Source organism: Streptomyces palmae, from assembly GCF_004684805.1.
Classification (GTDB): domain Bacteria; phylum Actinomycetota; class Actinomycetes; order Streptomycetales; family Streptomycetaceae; genus Streptomyces; species Streptomyces palmae.
In genome coordinates, this window is the sequence record NZ_SRID01000309.1 from 1 (window position 1) to 8,411 (window position 8,411).

Sequence of the window (8,411 nt, forward strand, 5' to 3'; positions counted from 1 at the left end):
TTCATAGTGTTTCGGTGGTTATAGCGTTAGGGAAACGCCCGGTTACATTCCGAACCCGGAAGCTAAGCCTTTCAGCGCCGATGGTACTGCAGGGGGGACCCTGTGGGAGAGTAGGACGCCGCCGAACAAATTTTGACAGAAGCCCTGTCGGGAACTCCGGTTCCTGACAGGGCTTCTTTGTGTTTGTCTGCGTTCCCCTCCGGCTCAGGAGCTGTTCGTGGTCCTCGGTACCGCGGGCATCGTCGAGCCGCACCGCTCCTGCCAATCTGTGACTCACGCCACACGCGGTTCCTGTCAGGAATCGGGTGGCTGCTCCGCTCGACTCACCGAGAACAGGCGAACCGACAGGAGCAGCTCATGAAGCACCGCATCGTCGTCCTTGGCGCCGGCTATGCCGGGTCCTACGTGGCCGGGAACCTGGCCCGCCGGCTGTCCCCGGAGGACACCGAGATCACTGTGGTCAACGCCGAGCCGGACTTCGTCCAGCGGCTGCGGCTGCACCAGCTGGCGGCCGGCCAGCAGATCGAGGCGCCACAGCTGGCCGACGTCTTCGCGGGCACGGGGATCCGGTTGCGCCTGGCCCGTGTCACCGCCGTCGACCCCGAGCGCCAGACCGTCACCGTGGCCGACGCCGACGGCGGCGGCGAGCTCGGCTACGACACGCTGTTCTACGCACTCGGCAGCCACGGCGACGTCGACCGTGTCCCCGGTGCGGCCGAGCATGCCTTCGACGTCGCCAGCCGGCCCTCGGCACTGCGCCTGCGTGAGCGCCTGGACAGCCTGGGCAGGCGGGACGAAGGCGGAAGGGTGCTGGTCGTCGGCGACGGGTTGACCGGCATCGAGACCGCCACCGAGTTCGCCGAATCCCGGCCCGGCCTGTCGGTGACGCTGGTCGCCCGCGGTGAGCTGGCCGCCCGGCTCTCCGCCGGAGCCCGCAGCCATCTGCGCCGGGCCTGCGACCGGCTGGGCATCACCGTCCTGGAGCACACCGAGGTCGAAGCCGTCGAAGCGGCGCGGGTGCTGTGCACCGACGGCACCGCTGTGGCGTCCGACGCGACCGTGTGGACGGCCGGGTTCGCGGTCGACCCCATCGCCGCCGCCGGCGGGCTGGAGGTCACCGAGGACGGTCGGATCGTCGTCGATCGCACCATGCGGTCGGTCTCGCACCCGAACGTCTACGCCGTCGGCGACAGCGCCTACGCCATCCGCGACAACGGGCGGCCGTTGCCGATGTCCTGCGCTTCGGCCGGCTACACCGGCATACAGGCCGCGGCCGCGATCGTGGGACGCCTGACCGGCCGCGCGATCGCGAACACCAAGCTCGACTACCCGGGCAACCACATCAGCCTCGGGCGGCGGGACGGGATCCTGCAGTTGGTCGATGACGAAGGGCTGGCGAAGCCGAAGTACCTGACGGGTCGGAAGGCCGCGCGGATCAAGGCGGGCATCCTCAAGGGATCGCTGTGGGCCACCTCGCACCCGACCTTCGGCATGCCCAAGCGCAAGCGCCGCCTGGCCACCACGCCGAACGGGTCCGTGGAGCAGTCGAACGGGTCCGCCGAGAAGGCGCTCGCGTAGCCGCCCAGGGCCCACCTAGAGTGATCCGCGTGGACAGCACCGCCACCGATAGCTTCGACACCAGCCGGTTCGAGGCCAGCCGGAATCGGCTGGCCTCGCTGGCGTACCGGCTGCTGGGCTCGGCCACCGACGCCGAGGACGCCGTGCAGGACGCCTTCCTGCACTGGCATGCCGCCGACCGGCAGCGGATCAGGGTGCCGGAAGCATGGCTGACCAAGGTCGTCACCAACCTGTGCCTCGACCGGCTCCGCTCGGCACAGGCCCGCCGCGAACGCACCGCGGGCGCCTGGCTGCCCGAGCCACTCCTCGACGGCGATCCGATGCTCGGCCCGGCCGACACCTTCGAGCAGCGCGAATCGGTCTCCCTGGCCGTGCTGACGCTCATGGAGCGCCTGTCGCCTCTCGAGCGGGCGGTCTACGTCCTGCGCGAAGCGTTCTCCTACAGCCATGCCGAGATCGCCGAGATCCTCGACGTCACCGAGTCCGCGAGCCAGCAGCACCTCCACCGGGCCCGGCGCCGTATCGCCGCCGCGCGCCGCGGCGGCGACGTCGACCCGGCATCCGCCCGCAGGATCGTCGAGGAGTTCCTCGCCGCCGCCTCCTCGGGCCGCACCGAACGCCTGGTGGCGCTGCTCACCGACGACGCGACCGCGATCTCCGACTCCAACGGCGCCGGCCCGGCCAAGACGCTGCTGCGGTACGACACCCCGCGGCGCATCGCTGCCATGGTACGGGCGGGCTTCAGACCCACACCTGCGAAGCGGCGACTTGTCGGCGGTACGCCCGCCATCCACTACGCGCTCGTCAACGGCGCCCCCGCCATCCTCTTCGTACTCGGCGACCAGGTCATCGCTGCCGTGACGTTCGACGTCACGGGCGGCAAGATCGCAACCGTGCGCGGTATCGCCGCCCCCGCCCGCCTCACCCGCCTCACCGAGGCCTGGCGTCGGTACGCACCGGCCGCGCCGCTCGTCCCCCAGTGGTGACCCGATGCCGACCGCGCCGGGCGCGGCGCCCGCGCCGTGATGGACCGCTCCCGGGGGTCGACACGGCGGTGAGCACATGCGGGGTCACGGGCAGGAGTCCGGAGCCGTGGTGGCGGCTTCCGCGAGCCGCTGGGCCGGGGTGAGTCGAGCGGTCAGGGGGGCAGGCCGGCGGATCCGGCCGCACCGGGCGTCCGTCCCGCGCGGCCACCCCGCGCGGACGTCACTCGCCCTTGGCGGCGGTGACGCCCTCCACTCGGTTGAGGAAGACCACGCGCTGGTCCGCCGCGTCCTTGGCGGGCACCCGTACCGCGGCCTCCGACACCCGGGTCAAGGTGATCGACTTCCTGGCCTCGCCGGTCATCAGGGCCTTCACCCGATCGTCCGGGTTGGGCTTCATGCCCTTGGCCATCGTCTGCTTCTGGCTGTGGTGGGAGGTGAAGAAGACCAGCGCCCCGCCGTCCGCGAGCCGCAGTCCCGCGGGGGCGTAGCGGGGGCCGGCGGCGGGGGTGTCGATGTACTCGGTCCAGTACTTGGGCGTGCGCAGCGTCTTCTTGCGGGACTCGCGCAGCGCGGAGGTCGATCCGCCGGCGGCGAAGACGGTGCCCTCGCCGGTCATCAGGTAGTCGGTGTACGCCTTGCTGAGCCTGTCGGGGCGGAGGGCCAGCCGGGAGGCGGTGCCGGGCGGGACCGGCTGCGCGTAGCCGTCCCGGTCGGTCGCGAAGCGCGGGACCTCGTCGCGGCTGAGGATGGACAGATAGGCCACCCGCCACGGGGTGCGGGGCTCGTCCCGGGTGAACAGCAGCAGCCAGCGGGTGCCGGAGTCGGCCTGTTCGCGGTTGCTTCGGGTGTCGGCGACGAAGAACTTCGGCCAGCCGACCTGGCGGGGTATCAGATAGCGGGCGTCGGTCAGCTCCAGGGCCGGGAAGCCCGGGTTGCCCCGCGGGGAACCCGCGTGCTGGGCGGTGAGGTCGGCGCTGTTGATCGCGTGCAGCGGACCGGTCTCGACCCGGGCCACCAGGTCCGGGTCGAGCTTCCGGTACGCCGTGTTGTAGGTGTCGGTGAAGTCCCTGAGGGCCTGGGAGGCCTCAGCCCTGTCCACCGACGGGATGTTCTCCCGCTCGCCGTGCACCGTCGTGCACCCGGTCAGCGCCGGTGCCAGCAGCAGCGCTGCGGCTACCAGCGGCGTGCTCATCCTCCGGGGCGACCTGCGCTTCATGGGTCTGAGGCTCCTTCGGGGCTGCGGCGGTCGGCGCAACCCTACCGGGGGCGAAGAAGAAGAGCAGGGTGGGGACCAGATACAGCGACCACACCGCGACCTGCATCCAGGTCGGGTCCGGCTGGAAGTTGAAGACGCCCTTGAGCAGGGTGCCGTACCAGCTGTCCGGCGGGATGGTGTCGCTGATGTCGAAGGCCAGGTCGTGCAGGCCCGGCACCCAGCCGGCCTCCTGGAGGTCGTGGAAGCCGTACGCCAGCACGCCGGCCGCCACCACGACCAGCATGGCGCCGGTCCAGGTGAAGAACTTGGCCAGGTTGATCTTGAGTGCGCCGCGGTAGAACAGCCAGCCCAGCACCACCGCGGTGAGCAGGCCCAGCACGGTGCCGATCAGCGGCTGCGAGGTGCCGTCGCTGCTGGCGTGCACCGCGGACCAGACGAACAGCGCGGTCTCCAGGCCCTCCCGGCCCACCGCCAGGAAGGCGGTGGCCACCAGGGCGCCGGTGCCCATGGCCAGCGCGGCGTCCAGCTTGCCGTGCAGCTCCTTCTTCAGGTGCCGCGCGGTGCGCCGCATCCAGAAGACCATCCAGGTCACCAGGCACACCGAGATGATGGACAGCGAACCGCCCAGTGCCTCCTGCGCCTTGAAGGTCAGCTCCTGGGAACCGAACTCCAGGGCCGCGCCGAAGGACAGGCTGACCGCGACCGCGACCCCGATGCCCAGCCAGATCGGCAGCAGCGCCTTGCGCCGGTCGGTCTTGACCAGGTAGGCCACCAGGATGCAGACCACCAGGCTGGCCTCGAGGCCCTCCCGGAGGCCGATCAGATAGTTACCGAACATGAGTCCGATCTCCTCTCAGGACAGCAGCGCCCGGCCCCACCAGTCGTCCGCGTCGCGGACGCCCGGCGGGATGGCGAAGAGCGCCGAACCCACGTGCTGGATGTATTCGTTGAGTGCGTCGTGGGCGGCCAGTCGCTGCTGCAGCGGTACGAAGCCGTCCCGCACGTCCCGCTGGTAGGCGATGAAGAACAGTCCCGCGTCCAGCCTGCCCAGGCCGTCGGTGCCGTCGGTGAACGAGTAGCCGCGGCGCAGGATCTTGATCCCGCCGTTGCTGTCCGGGTGCGCCAGCCGCACATGGGCGGTGGGCAGCATCGCCTTCAGGTTCGGCTGGTCGTGCTCGCGCTGCTTGCCCTGCGGCGCGCCCTCGGCCTTGTCCCGGCCGAAGACGTCCTCCTGCTCCTTGAGCGAGGCGCGGTCCCAGGTCTCGATGTGCATCCGGATCCGGCGGGCCACCAGGTAGGAGCCGCCCACCAGCCAGTCGGGGCCGTCCTTCTCGGAGACCCACACATGCTTGTCCAGCCCGGCGGTGTCGGTGCCCGCGATGTTCGCGGTGCCGTCCTTGAAGCCCATCATGTTGCGCGGCGTCTGGGCGTCCGGGGTGGTCGAGGAGGTCTTGCCGAAGCCCAGCTGCGACCAGCGGATCGCGACATTGCCCATGCCGATCCGGGCCAGGTTGCGGATCGCGTGCACCGCCACCTGCGGGTCGTCGGCGCAGGCCTGCACGCACAGGTCGCCGCCGCTGCGCGCCGCGTCCAGGTTGTCGCCGGGGAACTTCGGCAGGTCGACCAGGGCCTTGGGGCGGTGCTTGCGCAGCCCGAAGCGGTCCCGGCCCTTGGCGTCCTCGAACAGGCCCGGGCCGAAGCCCACGGTGAGGGTGAGCCGGGACGGCTTGAGCCCCAGCGCCTCACCGGTGTCGTCCGGCGGGGCCTCGGCCAGCCCGCCGACCGCACCCTCGCCGACCGGGCGCCCCGCGGTCATCGCGGCGGCGGCCTTGGTCCACTCCTTGAGCAGGGCGACCAGCTCGGCCCGGTCGTCGGTGAGCACGTCGAAGGCCGCGAAGTGCAGCCGGTCCTGCACCGCGGTGGCGATGCCGGCCTGGTGGCGGCCGTGGAAGGGCACCGCGCCGCCACTCTCGGCGGCCGGCTCGGTCCGGTCGCTCGTGCCGACGGCCGCCGCCACACCGCCCGCCGCGGCGGCGCCGAGCGCGAGCCCGGCACCACCCCAGCCGATCAGTGCCCGGCGGGACGGGCTGGGCCGCTGCTCTTCGGTCTGCTCGCTCATGGACCTGGCCCCTTCCTGGATCACTTGGTGACGACGACGGCGGCGGCGAGCTTGGACAGCGGCTCGGCCAGCGAGTTGACGGTGTCGGAGAGCTTCTTGCGGTCGGTCTTGCCGACCGTGTCGTAGGAGACGAAGCCGTCGCCCTCGCGGTAGCCGTCCAGCAGCTTCTTCACCGCGGCGAACCGCTTGTCCAGGTCGGTGGCGAGGGCCTTGTCGTTCTCCACGACGACCGGCCGCAGCAGCGTGTACGCCTTCTCCGCGCCTTCCACGTTGCCCTCGAAGTCGACCAGGTCGGTGTGGCTGTAGCGCTCCTCCTCACCGGTGACCTTGCCGGTCTGCACCTCGTCCAGCAGCTCCTTGGCGCCGTTGGCCATGCCGGTGGGGGTCAGGTCGGCGGTACCGACCCGCTTCCGCCAGTCCTCCAGGTCCTTGGTGAGCTGCTTGGCCAGCTCCTTGTCCGCGGCGGTGATCTTGCCGTCGTGCCACAGGGACTTCTCCAGCCGGTGCCAGCCGGTCCACTTCTGACCCTTGGCCAGGCCGTCCTCGCGGAGGTCCACCTTGGGGTCGATGTCGCCGAAGGACTCGGCCACCGGCTCGGTGCGCTCCCAGCCCACCCGGGACGGGGCGTACGCCTTCTTGGCGGCCTTCAGATCGCCCTTCTCGATGGCGTCGGTGAACTTCTTCACCAGCGGCATGCTCTCGTCGGCCTGCTCCTGCACATAGGTGCGGTACGCGGCCACCGCCGCGTCCAGCCGCGGGTCGCGCTTGGCGGTGGCGCCCTTGCCGGTGGCGGTCACCTTCTGGCGGATGCCGTCGCCCTTCATACCGGGCTTGCAGGCGATCTCGTACGTGCCCGGCTTCACCTCGGCGGTGATGCTGGCGTGCAGCTTGGGCCCGATGTTCTCCCGCTCGGCGACGATCCGGTCGCCCGGGGCGTACAGGTACACCTCGGTGACCTTGGAGCCCTCGTTGTCGACGGAGAGGTTCACATGCCCGGCCGGGAAGGACTTGGCGGAGACCTCGCAGGCGTCATCGGACGCGGTGACCTTGATGGCGTCGGAGCCCTTGCCATCGGATTTCTCCGCGCAGCCGGCGACGGCGGCGAGCGCCGCTGCCGCCGCGACGGCGGTGACGACGGAGGAGCGGAGGGCACGCATAGGGGGCTCCAGGCAGGTTCGGTGGGCACGACAGGACAGTGGCCTGATTAGGCTGCCCTAATTTAGCTGAGGCTGTCCTATGTAGTACCCACCGGGGGGTGGTGATCCTGCTCTCAAGGCCCCGCCGCCCTCCCGGAACCCCCTCGGTGCCCCGTCAGCGGCCGGCGCCTCAGGGCAGGGTGAGGATCTCGGCGCCACTCTCGGTGACCACCAGGGTGTGCTCGAACTGGGCGGTGCGCTTGCGGTCCTTGGTCACCACGGTCCAGCCGTCGTCCCACATGTCGTACTCATGGGTGCCCAGGGTCAGCATCGGCTCGATGGTGAAGGTCATCCCCGGGAGGATCTCGGTGGTGTGGTGCGGGCTGTCGTAGTGCGGGACGATCAGGCCGGAGTGGAAGGACGTGCTGATCCCGTGGCCGGTGAAGTCCCGCACCACCCCGTAGCCGAAGCGCTTGGCGTACGACTCGATGACCCGGCCGATGATGTTGATCCGGCGACCCGGCCGGACCGCCTTGATCGCCCGGTTCAGGGCCTCCCGGGTGCGCTCCACCAGCAGCCGCGACTCCTCGTCCACCTCGCCGCACAGGTAGGTGGCGTTGTTGTCACCGTGCACCCCGTCGAGATAGGCGGTGACGTCCAGGTTCACGATGTCGCCGTCGCGCAGCACCGTGGAGTCCGGGATGCCGTGGCAGATGACCTCGTTCACCGAGGCGCACAGCGACTTCGGGAAGCCGCGGTAGCCCAGGGTGGACGGGTAGGCGCCGTGGTCGCACATGAACTCGTGCGCCACCCGGTCCAGTTCGTCCGTGGTGACCCCCGGCGCGATCAGCTTCGCGGCCTCCTCCATGGCCTGCGCGGCGATCCGCCCGGCCTTCCGCATCCGCTCGACGGTCTCGGCGTCCTGCACCTCCGGACCGGTGTACGGGGTGGGCGCGGCCTTCCCGACGTATTCGGGGCGCGCGATCGAGGCGGGCACGCTGCGGGTGGGCGAGAGCTGCCCCGGGACGAGAAGCGACTGGCCAGACATGGCAGCGAGTGTAACGGGGAGGGATCGGGCAGCATGGGGTTCGCTGAACCGGGCGGTGACGAGACCGCCGGTGGACGGAGGCGAGGGCGGAATGGCGCTGTTCAAGAAGCGGAGCGCGGGCAGGCCCGGCGAGTGGTACTACTGCCTGCGCCACCAGAAGGTGGAGGAGGGGCCGGAGTGCCGGGCCGCGGACCGGTTCGGTCCGTACACCACCCGGGAGGAGGCCGCTCACGCGATGGAGACGGCACGTGAGCGCAATGTCGAGTGGGAGACGGACGCCCGCTGGCACGACGGTGCCCCCAAGGGGGACCCGGGGCAGGGGTAGCGC

Annotated in this window: 8 protein-coding genes and 1 rRNA gene; 4 read left to right on the forward strand and 5 right to left on the reverse strand. The window is 70.8% G+C overall.

What is annotated here, in order from left to right:
* The first annotated feature begins 10 nt into the window (after positions 1 to 10).
* From rrf to E4099_RS24845, 3 genes are all read left to right on the forward strand, one after another.
* Positions 11 to 127, forward strand: a 5S ribosomal RNA gene (gene rrf / locus E4099_RS24835).
* A 230-nt stretch (positions 128 to 357) separates the two neighbouring features.
* The gene (locus E4099_RS24840) at positions 358 to 1,578 is read left to right on the forward strand and encodes an NAD(P)/FAD-dependent oxidoreductase (protein ID WP_135341344.1); all 1,221 of its coding nucleotides are present in this window, start codon (positions 358 to 360) and stop codon (positions 1,576 to 1,578) included.
* A 29-nt stretch (positions 1,579 to 1,607) separates the two neighbouring features.
* The gene (locus tag E4099_RS24845; RefSeq protein WP_209446720.1) at positions 1,608 to 2,564 is read left to right on the forward strand and encodes a sigma-70 family RNA polymerase sigma factor; all 957 of its coding nucleotides are present in this window, start codon (positions 1,608 to 1,610) and stop codon (positions 2,562 to 2,564) included.
* Positions 2,565 to 2,784: 220 nt separating this feature from the next.
* Here E4099_RS24845 and E4099_RS24850 read toward each other — a convergent pair whose 3' ends face one another.
* The 5 genes from E4099_RS24850 to map all read right to left on the reverse strand — a co-directional run bounded on the left by E4099_RS24850 (position 2,785) and on the right by map (position 8,083).
* Positions 2,785 to 3,756 carry an SCO2278 family lipoprotein gene (locus E4099_RS24850; RefSeq protein WP_135341346.1) on the reverse strand — a complete coding sequence of 324 codons (972 nt, stop codon included), beginning with the start codon at positions 3,754 to 3,756 and terminating at the stop codon, positions 2,785 to 2,787.
* A complete protein-coding gene (gene efeU / locus E4099_RS24855) occupies positions 3,650 to 4,618 on the reverse strand; it encodes an iron uptake transporter permease EfeU (protein ID WP_135341347.1) in 969 nt (322 codons plus the stop codon). Before efeU ends, E4099_RS24850 begins: the two co-directional genes overlap by 107 nt.
* Positions 4,619 to 4,633: 15 nt before the next feature.
* A complete protein-coding gene (efeB, locus tag E4099_RS24860) occupies positions 4,634 to 5,899 on the reverse strand; it encodes an iron uptake transporter deferrochelatase/peroxidase subunit (protein WP_135341348.1) in 1,266 nt (421 codons plus the stop codon).
* 20 nt (positions 5,900 to 5,919) lie between these two features.
* A complete protein-coding gene (gene efeO / locus E4099_RS24865; protein WP_135341349.1) occupies positions 5,920 to 7,056 on the reverse strand; it encodes an iron uptake system protein EfeO in 1,137 nt (378 codons plus the stop codon).
* A 169-nt stretch (positions 7,057 to 7,225) separates the two neighbouring features.
* Positions 7,226 to 8,083, reverse strand: a complete 858-nt coding sequence (gene map, locus E4099_RS24870; protein ID WP_135341350.1) for a type I methionyl aminopeptidase — start codon at positions 8,081 to 8,083, stop codon at positions 7,226 to 7,228.
* Positions 8,084 to 8,174: 91 nt separating this feature from the next.
* Here map and E4099_RS24875 point away from each other — a divergent pair, with 91 nt between their 5' ends.
* Positions 8,175 to 8,408 carry a hypothetical protein gene (locus E4099_RS24875; protein ID WP_135341351.1) on the forward strand — a complete coding sequence of 78 codons (234 nt, stop codon included), beginning with the start codon at positions 8,175 to 8,177 and terminating at the stop codon, positions 8,406 to 8,408.
* Positions 8,409 to 8,411 lie beyond the last annotated feature (3 nt).

Excerpts from the sequence above, each read along its gene's own strand:
- E4099_RS24840 (WP_135341344.1), top strand. The coding sequence starts at position 358 with ATGAAGCACCGCATCGTCGTCCTTGGCGCCGGCTATGCCGGGTCCTAC.
- E4099_RS24850 (WP_135341346.1), bottom strand. The coding sequence starts at position 3,756 with ATGAGCACGCCGCTGGTAGCCGCAGCGCTGCTGCTGGCACCGGCGCTG.
- efeU (WP_135341347.1), bottom strand. The coding sequence starts at position 4,618 with ATGTTCGGTAACTATCTGATCGGCCTCCGGGAGGGCCTCGAGGCCAGC.
- efeB (WP_135341348.1), bottom strand. The coding sequence starts at position 5,899 with ATGAGCGAGCAGACCGAAGAGCAGCGGCCCAGCCCGTCCCGCCGGGCA.
- efeO (WP_135341349.1), bottom strand. The coding sequence starts at position 7,056 with ATGCGTGCCCTCCGCTCCTCCGTCGTCACCGCCGTCGCGGCGGCAGCG.
- map (WP_135341350.1), bottom strand. The coding sequence starts at position 8,083 with ATGTCTGGCCAGTCGCTTCTCGTCCCGGGGCAGCTCTCGCCCACCCGC.
- E4099_RS24875 (WP_135341351.1), top strand. The coding sequence starts at position 8,175 with ATGGCGCTGTTCAAGAAGCGGAGCGCGGGCAGGCCCGGCGAGTGGTAC.